This is a genomic window from Streptomyces sp. NPDC060031 (assembly GCF_042736805.1).
GTDB lineage: Bacteria > Actinomycetota > Actinomycetes > Streptomycetales > Streptomycetaceae > Streptomyces.
This window is the reverse complement of sequence record NZ_JBHWVM010000005.1, coordinates 98,795-111,888: the sequence shown is the minus strand read 5'-3', so window position 1 is coordinate 111,888 and position 13,094 is coordinate 98,795. Positions and strand designations below refer to the sequence as shown.

The 13,094-nt window shown below is 71.1% G+C and carries 13 protein-coding genes and 1 riboswitch; of the genes, 5 read left to right on the top strand and 8 right to left on the bottom strand.

What is annotated here, in order from left to right; genetic code table 11:
- Positions 1-26: 26 nt before the first annotated feature.
- Positions 27-635 (bottom strand): phosphoribosylanthranilate isomerase, encoded by a 609-nt coding sequence (locus ACFWB8_RS03680; RefSeq protein ID WP_385221953.1) that lies wholly within the window; start codon positions 633-635, stop codon positions 27-29.
- Positions 636-763: 128 nt separating this feature from the next.
- On the opposite strand from ACFWB8_RS03680, the gene ACFWB8_RS03675 reads away from it, so the two are divergent.
- Positions 764-1,024 carry a hypothetical protein gene (locus ACFWB8_RS03675; RefSeq protein ID WP_385221951.1) on the top strand — a complete coding sequence of 87 codons (261 nt, stop codon included), beginning with the start codon at positions 764-766 and terminating at the stop codon, positions 1,022-1,024.
- A gap of 93 nt (positions 1,025-1,117) precedes the next feature.
- Here ACFWB8_RS03675 and groL read toward each other — a convergent pair whose 3' ends face one another.
- From groL to thrC, 4 genes are all read right to left on the bottom strand, one after another.
- Complete coding sequence (gene groL / locus ACFWB8_RS03670; RefSeq protein ID WP_385221948.1) at positions 1,118-2,740, bottom strand: chaperonin GroEL; 1,623 nt, start codon at positions 2,738-2,740, stop codon at positions 1,118-1,120.
- A 326-nt stretch (positions 2,741-3,066) separates the two neighbouring features.
- Positions 3,067-3,273, bottom strand: coding sequence for a cold-shock protein (locus tag ACFWB8_RS03665; protein ID WP_030009783.1), 207 nt, complete (start codon positions 3,271-3,273; stop codon positions 3,067-3,069).
- A gap of 413 nt (positions 3,274-3,686) precedes the next feature.
- Complete coding sequence (locus ACFWB8_RS03660) at positions 3,687-3,968, bottom strand: MoaD/ThiS family protein (protein WP_385221945.1); 282 nt, start codon at positions 3,966-3,968, stop codon at positions 3,687-3,689.
- Between the two features lie 34 nt (positions 3,969-4,002).
- Entirely contained in the window at positions 4,003-5,292 is a 1,290-nt protein-coding gene (gene thrC, locus ACFWB8_RS03655; protein ID WP_385221942.1) for a threonine synthase, read from the bottom strand.
- 17 nt (positions 5,293-5,309) lie between these two features.
- A riboswitch (SAM riboswitch) is annotated at positions 5,310-5,465 on the bottom strand.
- Positions 5,466-5,639: 174 nt separating this feature from the next.
- On the opposite strand from thrC, the gene ACFWB8_RS03650 reads away from it, so the two are divergent.
- Together ACFWB8_RS03650 and ACFWB8_RS03645 are read left to right on the top strand one after the other, a co-directional pair.
- Complete coding sequence (locus ACFWB8_RS03650) at positions 5,640-6,590, top strand: glucosyl-3-phosphoglycerate synthase (protein WP_385221940.1); 951 nt, start codon at positions 5,640-5,642, stop codon at positions 6,588-6,590.
- Between the two features lie 58 nt (positions 6,591-6,648).
- A complete protein-coding gene (locus ACFWB8_RS03645; protein ID WP_385221937.1) occupies positions 6,649-8,073 on the top strand; it encodes a trehalose-6-phosphate synthase in 1,425 nt (474 codons plus the stop codon).
- A 97-nt stretch (positions 8,074-8,170) separates the two neighbouring features.
- Here the strand turns inward: ACFWB8_RS03645 and otsB are convergent, their stop codons facing one another.
- From otsB to ACFWB8_RS03630, 3 genes are all read right to left on the bottom strand, one after another.
- Entirely contained in the window at positions 8,171-9,025 is an 855-nt protein-coding gene (otsB, locus tag ACFWB8_RS03640; RefSeq protein WP_385221934.1) for a trehalose-phosphatase, read from the bottom strand.
- 74 nt (positions 9,026-9,099) lie between these two features.
- A complete protein-coding gene (locus ACFWB8_RS03635; protein ID WP_385221931.1) occupies positions 9,100-9,336 on the bottom strand; it encodes a DUF3263 domain-containing protein in 237 nt (78 codons plus the stop codon).
- Between the two features lie 46 nt (positions 9,337-9,382).
- Entirely contained in the window at positions 9,383-10,684 is a 1,302-nt protein-coding gene (locus ACFWB8_RS03630; RefSeq protein WP_385221929.1) for an extracellular solute-binding protein, read from the bottom strand.
- A 214-nt stretch (positions 10,685-10,898) separates the two neighbouring features.
- Here ACFWB8_RS03630 and ACFWB8_RS03625 point away from each other — a divergent pair, with 214 nt between their 5' ends.
- Together ACFWB8_RS03625 and nagA are read left to right on the top strand one after the other, a co-directional pair.
- On the top strand, positions 10,899-11,840 hold the full coding sequence (locus ACFWB8_RS03625) for an ROK family protein (protein WP_385221926.1): 942 nt from the start codon (positions 10,899-10,901) through the stop codon (positions 11,838-11,840).
- Positions 11,840-12,991 carry an N-acetylglucosamine-6-phosphate deacetylase gene (gene nagA, locus ACFWB8_RS03620; protein ID WP_385221922.1) on the top strand — a complete coding sequence of 384 codons (1,152 nt, stop codon included), beginning with the start codon at positions 11,840-11,842 and terminating at the stop codon, positions 12,989-12,991. Before ACFWB8_RS03625 ends, nagA begins: the two co-directional genes overlap by 1 nt.
- Positions 12,992-13,094 lie beyond the last annotated feature (103 nt).

The window sequence follows — 13,094 nt, the reverse complement described above, 5'->3', positions numbered from 1 at the left end:
GTAATCGTATGACTACCGCGGGTCGTTCAGACCGAGGTGCCCCGGGCGGCTTCGATGAAGGCCCGGATCAGCTCGGGGGACTTCACCCCGCGCTCCCGCTCCACCCCGGAGGAGACGTCCACGCCCCACGCGCCGGTCGTCTCGACGGCCTCCCGCACATGGTCCGGGTTCAGCCCGCCCGCGAGGAGCCAGTGCCCCTCCGGTGCGGTGAAGTCCGCCGACCCCCAGTTCCACGGTTTGCCGGAGCCCGGGTCGGGCGCGTCGAGCAGCAGCAGGTCCTCCCCGTACTCGCCGCAGCGCTCGACGTGCTCGGCGGTGGCCCGCAGCAGCGTGCGCCCCTCGGCGCGCAGCGCCGCGAAGTCCTCGGGCCCCTCCTCGCCGTGCAGCTGTACGCCCCGTACGCCGCTCTCCTCGGCGAACCGCCGCACCTCCCCCACCGGCTGCCCCCGGAACACCCCGACGGTGAGCACCCCGTCCGGCACCCGCGCGGCCAGCGCCCGGGCGGTGGCGGCATCGACCGTCCGCGGGCTGCCGGGCGCGAAGACGAAGCCGACGGCGTCGGCCCCCGCCGCCACGGCCACGTCGACGTCGTGCGCGGTCTTGAGCCCGCAGATTTTGACGAAGAGATCGCTCATGCCCCCAGTCAATCAAAGCCCCCCGATCGGCGGTGATCCATCTCGGCACCCGGGCGCGACCCGCCACGCGCCGCTAGCCTGGAACGAGGCTCACGCCCGGTGCACGGCACGCCACGCGGAGGACAACGGTGACGATCATGATCGAACGGGCCACACCGGTAGAGCAGACGGGATCACCGACGTTCGAGACGCTCCTGCGCACAGTCTTGCGCGAGCAGCTCCAGGCCCACGTCCCCGAAGGGCACTTCGCCGATACCTCGCCCTTCCTCTTCCGATTCCCGGCAGCGGAGCGCGGCTACGGGCCACACCTGTACGTCGCGGACGAGGCGGCCTTCGAGCAGGAGGGGCTGCACGCGGACGCAGCGGCGCTGTCGCTCGTCGGCTTCTAGCGGGCCGCGGAAACGCCCGAGGGCGGCACCCCCGTGGGGGTGCCGCCCTCGTTCGAGAACAGCCGATCAACCGGCGGCCGGAGCCGCAGCCGATCAGAAGTCCATGTCACCGCCCGGCATGCCGCCCGGCGCGCCGGCGCCGGCCTTCTCGGGCTTGTCGGCGATGACGGCCTCGGTGGTGAGGAAGAGGGCCGCGATCGACGCCGCGTTCTGCAGGGCAGAGCGGGTGACCTTCGCCGGGTCGATGATGCCCTCGGCGATCATGTCGACGTACTCGCCGGTCGCGGCGTTGAGGCCGTGACCGATCGGAAGGTTGCGCACCTTCTCGACGACGACGCCACCCTCGAGACCACCGTTGACGGCGATCTGCTTGAGCGGGGCCTCCAGGGCCAGACGCACGGCGTTGGCGCCGGTCGCCTCGTCGCCCGTGAGCTCGAGCTTCTCGAAGACCGCGGAGGCCTGGAGCAGGGCCACGCCGCCACCGGCGACGATGCCCTCCTCGACGGCCGCCTTCGCGTTGCGAACGGCGTCCTCGATGCGGTGCTTGCGCTCCTTGAGCTCGACCTCGGTCGCGGCGCCGGCCTTGATGACGGCCACGCCGCCGGCCAGCTTCGCGAGGCGCTCCTGGAGCTTCTCGCGGTCGTAGTCCGAGTCCGAGTTCTCGATCTCGGCGCGGATCTGGTTCACGCGACCGGCGACCTGGTCGCTGTCACCGGCACCGTCGACGATGGTGGTCTCGTCCTTGGTGATGACGACCTTGCGGGCGCGGCCGAGCAGGTCCAGGCCCGCGTTCTCGAGCTTGAGGCCGACCTCCTCGGAGATGACCGTGCCACCGGTGAGGATGGCGATGTCGCCGAGCATGGCCTTGCGGCGGTCGCCGAAGCCCGGGGCCTTGACGGCTACGGACTTGAAGGTGCCGCGGATCTTGTTGACGACCAGGGTCGACAGAGCCTCGCCCTCGACGTCCTCGGCGATGATCAGCAGCGGCTTGCCGGACTGCATGACCTTCTCGAGGAGCGGCAGCAGGTCCTTGACCGAGCCGATCTTCGAGTTGACGATCAGGATGTACGGGTCGTCGAGAGCCGACTCCATACGCTCCATGTCGGTGGCGAAGTACGCCGAGATGTAGCCCTTGTCGAAGCGCATGCCCTCGGTGAGCTCGAGCTCCAGACCGAAGGTCTGGGACTCCTCGACCGTGATGACGCCTTCCTTGCCGACCTTGTCCATGGCCTCGGCGATGAGCTCGCCGATCTGGGTGTCGGCGGCGGAGATGGAGGCGGTCGAAGCGATCTGCTCCTTGGTCTCCACGTCCTTGGCCTGGTCGAGCAGGGCGGCGGAGACGGCCTCGACGGCCTTCTCGATACCGCGCTTGAGGGCCATGGGGTTCGCACCGGCGGCCACGTTGCGCAGGCCCTCGCGGACCAGCGCCTGGGCGAGCACGGTGGCGGTGGTCGTACCGTCGCCGGCGACGTCGTCCGTCTTCTTGGCGACTTCCTTGACCAGCTCGGCGCCGATCTTCTCGTACGGGTCCTCGAGCTCGATCTCCTTGGCGATGGAGACGCCATCGTTGGTGATCGTGGGGGCGCCCCACTTCTTCTCAAGGACGACGTTGCGACCCTTGGGGCCAAGGGTGACCTTGACGGCGTCGGCGAGCTGGTTCATGCCTCGCTCGAGACCGCGCCGGGCCTCCTCGTTGAACGCAATGATCTTGGCCATCTGAAGTGGTCCTCCCGGACAGCGGTGGATTGCTCCCGGACCGCGCCCGCGCCCGCGACGGACGGCCTGAGTGCCCGGCGGTTCCTTCCCGCCGGACCCTGCGGGCCTCACCGACCCGGTCCTCGTCTTAGTAGCACTCTCACCTGGAGAGTGCTAACGCCAATGATTAGCACTCGACCCCCCCGAGTGCAAGCGGCTTCGGGCAACGCCCGGCGAAGAGGCAGGCGGGACGGGGCCGATCGGGCACGACGCACGAGGGGCCCACATCCCGTGTCCAGGATGTGGGCCCCTCGTATGCGTGGCGTCGGTGGTCGATCGCGCCGGGACTAGCCGAGTGCGAGTTTGACCATGTCCGCCTGCGGACCCTTCTGGCCCTGCGAGATCTCGAACTCGACCCGCTGACCCTCTTCAAGGGTGCGGTATCCGTCCATCTGGATGGCGCTGTAGTGGACGAACACATCCGCACCACCGTCGACCGCGATGAAGCCGTAGCCCTTCTCCGCGTTGAACCACTTGACGGTGCCCTGAGCCATGCCTAACTCCCCTATTACTGGCCCTTGCGCGGGACCGCACTTCGCGGTCCCGGGTCAGAACTTGCGCCGGAACGCCTCGACCGGGGCTGAATGTATCCGCACCGCTGCTGTCTGCAACAGGTCAATCCGACGACAATTCTGGACACGGGGAAAGATTGAAATAGAGTGAAATGCTGGCACCTTCCCGGGCAACTCGGACCCGGCATAGGGCCTCAAACACCCCATAGCGCGCTTGCATGTTGACTCAATGTCAACCCTCACACGACCCGCTCATATGCGGCGGGCAAGAACAGCGGAGGGGACTTCCCCAACTCTACCGCGCCCAATCAAGCAGAATTGCCCCCTCCGTTTATTAACGGAGGGGGCAATTCTAGATTTTACGTGTCAGCAGCACTCGTTCGCACGCCGACGGATCAGCGGCAGCCGCCCGCGACGGCCGGGATGATCGAAACCCCGGCGCCCTCCGGCGTGGCCGCCTGCAGCCCTCCCTCGAAGCGCACGTCGTCGTCATTGACGTAGACGTTCACGAAGCGGCGCAGCTTGCCCTGGTCGTCCAGGACGCGCGCGGCGATGCCCGGGTGGCTCTTCTCCAGGGACTCGATGACCTCGGCGAGGGTCGCGCCCTCGGCGGGGACCTCGGCCTTGCCGCCGGTGTAGGTGCGCAGGATGGTGGGGATGCGGACGTTGACGCTCATGGCGCTACTGCCTTTCCGGAGTGCAGGGGGAGGGTCAGGCCAGGCCGGCGGCGCGGAACGCGTCCAGGCTGGGGCGGATGGTGGCGGTCTGTCCGCTGTCCGCGGCCACCGCCTCCAGGGTCTTCAGGCCGTCGCCGGTGTTCAGGATCACGGTGGTCAGCGCCGGGTCGAGCTGCCCGTTCTCGATGAGCTTCTTCGTCACGCCGACGGTCACGCCGCCCGCGGTCTCGGCGAAGATGCCCTCGGTCTGCGCCAGGATCTTGATGGCCTCGACGACCTGCTCGTCATTGACGTCCTCGACGTAGCCGCCGGTGCGGCGGGCGATGTCCAGGACGTACGGGCCGTCCGCCGGGTTGCCGATGGCCAGCGACTTGGCGATGGTGTTCGGCTTCTGCGGGCGGACCACCTCGTGCCCGGCCTTGAAGGCGGTCGACACCGGAGAGCAGCCCTCGGCCTGGGCGCCGAAGATCTTGTACGGCTTGTCCTCGACCAGGCCCAGCTTGATGAGCTCCTGCAGACCCTTGTCGATCTTGGTGAGCTGCGAGCCGGACGCGATCGGGATCACGATCTGGTCGGGCAGCTGCCAGCCGAGCTGCTCGCAGATCTCGTACGCCAGGGTCTTGGAGCCCTCGCCGTAGTACGGACGGAGGTTGACGTTGACGAAGCCCCAGCCCTCGCCCAGCGGGTCGCCGATGAGCTCGGAGCAGAAGCGGTTGACGTCGTCGTAGTTGCCCTCGATGCCGACCAGGTCGCCGCCGTACACACCGGCCATGACGACCTTGCCCTGCTCCAGGTCGTGCGGGATGAACACGCACGAGCGGAAGCCGGCCCGGGCGGCCGCGGCGCCGACGGCGCCGGCCAGGTTGCCGGTGGAGGAGCAGGACAGCGTGGTGAAGCCGAAGGCGCGGGCGGCCTCCACGGCGATGGCCACGACGCGGTCCTTGAAGGAGTGCGTCGGGTTGCCGGAGTCGTCCTTGACGTAGAGCTTGCCGGTGACGCCGAGCTCCTTGGCCAGGTTGGCCGCGTCCACGAGCTTGGTGAAGCCCGGGTTCAGGCTCGGCTTGGAGGCCACGTCCGCCGGGACGGGCAGCAGCGGCGCGTAGCGCCAGATGTTGTTCGGTCCGGCCTCGATCGCGGCGCGCAGGGCCTCGGGGTCGCCCGTGGGAAGGTCGTAGGCGACTTCCAGCGGTCCGAAACACTCGACGCACGCGAAGATGGGACCGAGCTCGAAGCGGGTGCCGCACTCGCGGCAGGAAAGAGCGGTGGCGGGTCCGAGATCGACGGTTCCCGGGTTGGCAGAGGTGGCGACAGTCTGTGCAGCCATGACGGCGAGGCCCTTTCTCCTCATCTTCCCCATGGCGCACTTCGCCATGAGACGGAATTGGCACCTTCCCTAGCCGGGGACCTCGCGGGAGTGCGCAAAACGCATCGCGAGAACCGACTGGAGGGTTGCCGGGGCTTCAACGGGCCGTGTCCCTCTGCCCCTCTGGATGAGCGGTATGGCACCGGGCGACGCGCTCCATGGCGCGCCCGGGCGTTTGTACGCGGGGACCCCCGGCATGCGGTGGACCTTCGCGTTGTTCAAGACTGTAACCGAAGGCCCGGGCGGTTGAGACAGCCGTCCGAACCGCGAGATGGATCACATTTCGGACGAACCAGGGAGTGCAGAAGGTGCTGGAAGAGGTGGAGCGCTGGTTGGCAGACCGCTCCTGGTCCGCCGCCGACCGACCGCTCGACCAGCTGCTTCGCGCCAAGCGGGCGGCGGGTACCACGGTCAGCGTGGTGCTGCCGGCGCTCGACGAGGAGGCGACGGTCGGCGACATAGTCGAGGTGATCCGGCGCGATCTGATCGAGGGACTGCCGCTGCCCCTGGTGGACGAACTGGTCGTGATCGACTCGGGCTCCACCGACCGCACCGCGGAGGTCGCGGCGAAGGCCGGCGCCCGGGTGGTGCACCGCGACGAGATCCTGCCGCGGATCGAGCCCCTGCCCGGCAAGGGCGAGGTGCTGTGGCGCTCGCTGCTGGCCACCACCGGCGACGTCGTCTGCTTCGTCGACGCCGACCTGCGCGACTTCTCCGCCGCCTTCGTGTCCGGGATCGTCGGCCCGCTGCTGACCGACCCGGACGTGCAGTTCGTCAAGGCGATGTACGACCGCCCGCTGGGCGACGCCCCCGGCCAGGGCGGGCGGGTGACCGAGCTGGTGGCGCGTCCGCTGCTCAATCTGCACTGGCCGAGACTGGCCGGTTTCGTCCAGCCGCTGGGCGGTGAATACGCCGTACGCCGCTCCCTGCTGGAGCGCCTGCCGTTCCCCGTCGGCTACGGCGTCGAGCTGGGCCTGCTGGTGGACGCGCTGCACACGGTCGGGCTGGACGCGCTGGCCCAGGTGGACGTGGGCGTACGGCTGCACCGCCACCAGGACGGCCAGGCGCTGGGCCGGATGGCCGCGGCGATCTACCGCACGGCCCAGCTGCGCCTCTCGCGCGGGCACCTCGTACGGCCGGAGCTGACGCAGTTCGAGCGCGGGCCGGACGGCTTCATCCCGCACACGTACGCGGTGGACACGGAGGAGCGGCCGCCGATGCGGGAGATCGAGGAGTACGCGCGGCGCCGCGTGGCGTGAGCGGGGGGGTGTTTCGCCCGGACGTTTGAGCGGGGGCGGGCCGGGCTAGGTTCGCCGCATGGCTTCTCAGGTACTCGTCGCCGCCAACCGCGGCCCGCTCTCGTACGTCCTCGCCGCCGACGGCGGCCTCAGCGCCCGGCGCGGCGGGGGCGGTCTCGTCTCCGGCCTGTCCGCGGCGCTCGCGCAACAGCCCGAAGCGCTGTGGATCTGCGCCGCGCTGTCCGAGGCGGATCGGGAGGCGGTGCGGCGGGGCGTGGCCGAGCCGGGTGTCCGGATGTTGGACATCGATCCCACGGTGTACGACGACGCGTACAACGGCATCGCGAACTCGGTGCTGTGGTTCGCCCACCACCACCTGTACGACAGCCCGCGCACCCCGGTCTTCGACGCGGAGTTCCGGCGGCAGTGGGCCTCGTACGTGGCCTACAACCGGGCCTTCGCCCAGGCTCTCGCCGAGGAGGCGGCCGACGGGGCCTGCGTGCTGGTCCAGGACTACCACCTGGCACTGGTGCCGGGGCAGCTGCGGGAACTGCGGCCGGACCTGCGGATCGGGCACTTCACGCACACGCCGTGGGCGTCCCCCGACTTCCTGCGCATGCTCCCGGACGACGTCCGCCGGGAGCTGGTGGGGGGGATGCTCGGGGCGGACCGGCTGGGCTTCCACACGCGGGAGTGGGCGTCCGGCTTCATCAGCGGCGCGGCCATGGACGACGCGACCGGCGTCGCGGAGCCGCAGCAGCACGGGGTCTTCCACACCGGTTACGGCGAGCGCCGCTTCACCGAGGTGACCCCGTACCCGCTCGGGGTCGACGCGGACGAGCTGCGGGCGCTGGCGCACCGGCCGGAGGTGGACGACAAGCTGGCGGGGCTGCGGGCGGAGGTCGCGGGCCGCAAGACGATCGTGCGGGTGGACCGGACCGAGCTGTCGAAGAACATCCTGCGCGGCCTGCTGGCGTACCGGGAGCTGCTGACGGTCCATCCCGAGTGGCGCGGGCGGGTGGTGCACCTGGCCTCCGCGTACCCCTCGCGGCAGGACCTGGCGGTGTACCGGGCGTACACGGAGTCGGTGGCGGAGCTGGCGGCGGAGATCAACGCGGAGTTCGGTACGGCGGACTGGCAGCCGGTACTGGTGTCGGTGCAGGACGACTTCGCGCGCTCGCTGGCGGCGTACCGGCTGGCGGACGTGGCGCTGGTGAACCCGGTGCGGGACGGGATGAACCTGGTGGCGAAGGAGATCCCGGTGGTGTCGGAGGCGGGGTGCGCGCTGGTGCTGTCGACGGGGGCGGGGGCGTACGCGGAGCTCCGCGAGGACGCGCTGACGGTGAACCCGTACGACGTCACGGACACGGCGGAGGCGTTGCACGCGGCGCTGTCCATGCCGGAGGCGGAGCGGGCGGAGCGCACGAAGCGGCTGGCGGCCGCCGCGACCGCCCTTCCTCCGGCCCAGTGGTTCACGGCCCAACTGGCGGACCTCCGCGGCTGACTCCGCAGCCCCCGCTCCCGGGACTCCGCCGCGGACCCCGCGGCGGAGCTCCGGACCCCGCGGCGGAGCTCCGGCACCGGCGCCGCAGACGCACGGCTCAGGCCCCACCGGCCAGCGCAGCGGCAAGGGCGGACAGGAAGCCGGTGACCTCCGCCGGGCCGGGGAGGACGAGGTCGGCCCGGGAGGACAGTTCCGGGACTTCCGCCGAGCCGCTGCACACCAGCAGCCCCGGCAGGCCTTCCGTCCGCAGTTTCTCCACCGCCGAGTACGCCGCCAGGTCACCCAGGTCGTCCCCGGCGTACAACACGGCCTCCGCCCCCGTCTCGGCCAGGTACTCCGACAGCGCCACGCCCTTGTCCATGCCCGGCGGCCTCAGCTCCAGCACGGCCCGGCCCGGCTCCACCATGAGCCCGTGCCGCGCGGCGAGTTCGGCCAGGGGTTCGCGCAGGGCCTCGAAGGCCGCGGCGGGGTCCGAGGCCCGCCGGGTGTGGACCGCCAGCGCCTGGCCCTTCTCCTCGATCCAGGTGCCGCGCCACGCCCCGATCGCGTCCAGGAACCCCGGCAGCTCGGCCCGTACAGCCGCCACCCCGGGATGTTCGGCGGGCGCGTGCACGATCCCGGTCACCGCGTCCCACCGCTCGGCCCCGTAGTGCCCCAGGACCACCAGGTGTTCGAGCCCCGGCACGCCCGCGAAGCCCCCGTACCGGACCGCGACCCCGGCGGGCCGGCCGGTGACCACGGCCACCGACGCCACCTCGGGGGCCAGCGCGGCGAGTGCGGGGACGGCCCCGGGGTGGGCCCGCGCCTGGTCCGGGTCGGGGACGATCTCGGCGAGGGTGCCGTCGAAGTCGAGGGCGACCACGGAGCGGCGGGGTGACCGGAGCAGGGCGTCGAGCCCCTCGCGTCCGGCGGTGGTGACGGGCATCGGCAGGTCGTGCGGACGGCTCCCCATACGGACGACCCTAACGGCCCGGCCGGGCGACGGCTACGGCGCGCACCACGTCCGCACCGGCCGCCCCCGCCCCGTCATCTCCGGGCCCGCTGGGCCTCGCGGATGCGTCGCAGCCGGTTCACCGTGCCCGGCGCGTGCTCCAGCGCCCGCGGGTCGTCCATCAGCGCGTTGAGCAGCTGGTAGTACCGGACCGGGGCCATCCCCAGCCCTTCCCGTATGGCCCGCTCCTTGGCCCCGGGCCCCGGCCAGGTGCGGCCCTCGTACGCGAGCACGGCCGCTTCCTCAGCGGTCAGCCGCCCCTCGTCCGTCATACCGCCAGATTAACGCCGCCCGCTGACAGCCACCGGGCGGCGTGCGTCAGCGCGGATCGGCGGCCCGCGCCGCGCCCGCGATGTCCTCCAGGACCTTCTCCGGCTGACCGCCCGGCTGCACGCTCTTGCCGATGTTCTGCTTGACGTCCTCGCTCACGCCCGCCCAGGACTTCTTGCCGACCGGGTACAGCCGCGCGCTCGGCAGGGCCTGCAGGAACGTCTTGAGCTGCGCCGACGCGCCCCCGGTGCCCGCGTCCATCGCCCGGTAGCCGCTCGTCGTCACCGGCAGCAGGTCGTAGCGGTTGGTGAAGGCCGTCACGTTCTTGGCCTCGTACAGGTAGTCCAGGAACTTCCCGGACTCCGTGCGGTGCCCGTTCTTGAAGGCCATCACCCAGTCGGCGACGCCCATCGCGGAGTGCTCGGTCCCGTCGACCGTCGGCATGGCCGTCATGCCGAACTTCAGGCCCTTCTCGGCGGCCTGCTTCAGCAGCGTGGGGTGCCCGTTGAGCATGCCGACCTCGCCCCGCGTGAAGGCGTCGAAGGCGGCCTGCCGGTCGAGCTTGCCGGGCTCGACGGGGCCGGTCAGCCCCTGTCCGACCAGCTTGTCCCGCAGGAACTCGAAGGCCTTGACGTTCTCCGGGGAGTCGATCGCGTACGCCTCCTCGTTGTCGGTGTAGCCGCCACCGCCCGACAGCAGCCACATCATCGTCTCGGCCTGCGCCTCCTCGCGGCCCAGCGGCAGCGCGAAGGGGGTCGGGGCGCCCGCGGCCTTGAGCTTCTTGGCGGCCGCTTCGAGGTCCGCCCAGGTCTTGGGCTGCCAGCCGGTCTTGGAGTCCTTGGGGATGACCCCGGCGTCCGTCAGCAGCTTCTCGTTGTAGAAGAGCTGGCGGGTGCTGGCCACGAAGGGCAGCCCGTACTGGACCCGCTTGACCTTGCCGGCGTCGGCGAGCGGCGCCAGGAAGTCGGCTTCCGTCGTCACGGAGAGCAGTTCGTCGGCGGTGTACAGCTTGCCTTCGGCGGCGTAGTCGGCGTACGCGCCGATCTGCGCGATGTCGGGGGCCTTGCCGGCCTTGACCATCTCGGCGACCTTGGCGTCGACCTCCGACCAGGAGTAGACGCTGACCTCGACGTCGATCCCGGGGTGGCCCTTCTCGAAGGAGGCGGCGAGCTCCTTCCAGTACCCCGCCGAGGAGTTCTGCGGATTGTCTCCGTAGTCGGCCGCCACGACCCGCAGGGTCACCTCGTTGTCCCCGGTGAGGCCCGACACGGCCCCGCAGCCCGTCAGCGTCACCGCGGTCAGGCACAGTGCGGCGCCGGACGCGGCCAAGCTCAGGTAACGGCCCTTCACAGTTCTCTTGCCACCCCTTGTTGTACGTACGATCCACGTAAGGTCTACACCACTTTGGCGGCGCTGCCACATCCGGACGACGCCTCTCCCCTTCCTCTTTCCTTCCTCTTCACCGGCTCTCCTCCGCGCCTCCGCCCCTGAATTTGTATGGCGGCTCAACAATCCCTCCCAGTGGACTAGACCTTTCCCCTTCGAGCACGCGAGACTGTCACCCGTGAAACCCGTTGAACACGTCATCGCCCTCGATGTGGGCGGCACAGGGATGAAGGCCGCCCTGGTCGCCGCCGACGGCACCCTGCTCCACGAGGCGCGCCGCGCCACCGGCCGTGAGCGGGGCGCCGAAGCCGTCGTCGAGACGATCCAGGACTTCGCCGCCGAGCTCCTCGCCCTCGGCCGGGAACGCTACGGCGCGGCCGCCTCCGCCGCCGGAGTCGCCGTCCCCGGCATCGTCGACTCCGAGAACGGGATCGCCGTCTACGCGGCGAACCTGGGCTGGCGCGACGTACCGATGCGCGCACTGCTCGGCAGACGCCTGGGCGGCATCCCCGTCGCCCTCGGACACGACGTGCGCACGGGCGGACTCGCCGAGGGCCGCATCGGCGCGGGCCGCGGCGCCGACCGGTTCCTGTTCGTCCCGCTCGGCACCGGCATCGCCGGCGCCATCGGCATCGCCGGCCGCATCGAGGCGGGCGCCCACGGCTACGCGGGCGAGATCGGCCACATCGTGGTCCGCCCCGGCGGGCCCGCCTGCGGCTGCGGCCAGCACGGCTGCCTGGAGACCCTCGCCTCCGCCTCCGCCGTCAGCCGCGCCTGGGCGAGCGCCTCCGGCGACCCCGAGGCGGACGCCGCGGACTGCGCCAAGGCCGTCGAATCCGGCGACGGGCGCGCCCGCGAGGTCTGGCTGGCCGCCGTCGGCGCGCTCGCCGACGGGCTGGTCACGGCGATCACCCTGCTGGACCCGCGCACGCTGATCATCGGTGGCGGGCTCGCCGAGGCCGGAGAAACCTTGTTCACACCACTACGGACGGCCGTCGAGGAGCGCGTGACGTTCCAGCGGCTGCCCGACATCGTCCCGGCGGCCCTCGGGGACACCGCCGGATGCCTGGGCGCAGGGCTGCTCGCCTGGGATCTACTCGCCACGGAGGTACCCGCCTGATGTCCGGAAGCGCTCACAGCACCGTCCTGTCCGGCGCCGGGGTGGTCCTGCCCACCGGGACCGTGGCGGGCGGCCGCGTCATCGTCGACGGCGACCGCATCGCCGGCAGCGCCCGCGAGGACGCGCGCGTCGTCGACCTCTCCGGGCACTGGATCGTCCCCGGCTTCGTGGACATGCACAACCACGGCGGCGGCGGCGCGTCCTTCACCTCCGGCACCGCCGACGAGGTCCTCAAGGGCGTACGGACGCACCGCGAGCACGGCACCACCACCCTCGTCGCCTCCACCGTCACGGGCGGCCTCGACGAGCTGGCCCGCCGCGCCGGACTCCTCGCCGAGCTGACCCAGCAGGGCGAGATCGCGGGCATCCACTTCGAGGGGCCGTTCATCAACCCCTGCCGCAAGGGCGCCCACAAGGAGGACCTGCTCCGCGACCCCGACCCGGCCGAGGTCCGCAAGCTGATCGACGCCGCACACGGCGCCGCCCGCATGTTCACCCTCGCCACCGAGCTGCCGGGCGGCCTGGACTCCGTACGGCTGCTGGCCGAGCACGGGGTGATCGCCGCGATCGGCCACACGGACTCCACGTACGACCAGACGCGCCAGGCCATCGACGCCGGCGCGACCGTGGCCACCCACCTCTACAACGCGATGCCGGGCATGGAGCACCGCGCCCCGGGCCCGATCGCGGCGCTGCTGGAGGACGAGCGGGTCACCGTCGAGCTGATCAACGACGGCACGCACCTGCACCCGGCCATGCTGGAGCTGGCCTTCCACCACGCGGGCGCGCACCGCGTGGCGCTGATCACCGACGCGATGGACGCGGCGGGCTTCGGCGACGGGATCTACCACCTCGGTCCGCTGGAGGTCGAGGTCAAGGAGGGGGTGGCCCGCCTGGTCGAGGGCGGCTCGATCGCCGGCTCCACCCTCACCCTGGACACCGCGTTCAAGCGGTCGGTGACCGTGGACGAGCTGCCCGTGGAGTCCGTGGTCCAGGCGATCTCCGCCAACCCGGCCAAGCTGCTCGGCCTGTACGACCAGGTCGGCTCCCTGGAGCCCGGGAAGTACGCCGACCTGGTGGTCCTGGACGCCGCCTTCGACGTCAAGGGCGTCATGCGGCGCGGCGAATGGATCGTCAACCCGGTCGCCTGAGCGGCGATCCGACGGCCAAGCGGCTGTACGCACGGAAGCGGTCGGCCCGCAGGACTGGGCCGGCCGCTCTTCGTTTGGCATGATCCCGGCACCGAGGAAGACC

Excerpts from the sequence above, each read along its gene's own strand:
- ACFWB8_RS03680 (WP_385221953.1), bottom strand. The coding sequence starts at position 635 with ATGAGCGATCTCTTCGTCAAAATCTGCGGGCTCAAGACCGCGCACGAC.
- groL (WP_385221948.1), bottom strand. The coding sequence starts at position 2,740 with ATGGCCAAGATCATTGCGTTCAACGAGGAGGCCCGGCGCGGTCTCGAG.
- ACFWB8_RS03665 (WP_030009783.1), bottom strand. The coding sequence starts at position 3,273 with ATGGCTCAGGGCACCGTCAAGTGGTTCAACGCGGAGAAGGGCTACGGC.
- ACFWB8_RS03660 (WP_385221945.1), bottom strand. The coding sequence starts at position 3,968 with ATGAGCGTCAACGTCCGCATCCCCACCATCCTGCGCACCTACACCGGC.
- thrC (WP_385221942.1), bottom strand. The coding sequence starts at position 5,292 with ATGGCTGCACAGACTGTCGCCACCTCTGCCAACCCGGGAACCGTCGAT.
- ACFWB8_RS03645 (WP_385221937.1), top strand. The coding sequence starts at position 6,649 with ATGGCTTCTCAGGTACTCGTCGCCGCCAACCGCGGCCCGCTCTCGTAC.
- otsB (WP_385221934.1), bottom strand. The coding sequence starts at position 9,025 with ATGGGGAGCCGTCCGCACGACCTGCCGATGCCCGTCACCACCGCCGGA.
- ACFWB8_RS03635 (WP_385221931.1), bottom strand. The coding sequence starts at position 9,336 with ATGACGGACGAGGGGCGGCTGACCGCTGAGGAAGCGGCCGTGCTCGCG.
- nagA (WP_385221922.1), top strand. The coding sequence starts at position 11,840 with ATGTCCGGAAGCGCTCACAGCACCGTCCTGTCCGGCGCCGGGGTGGTC.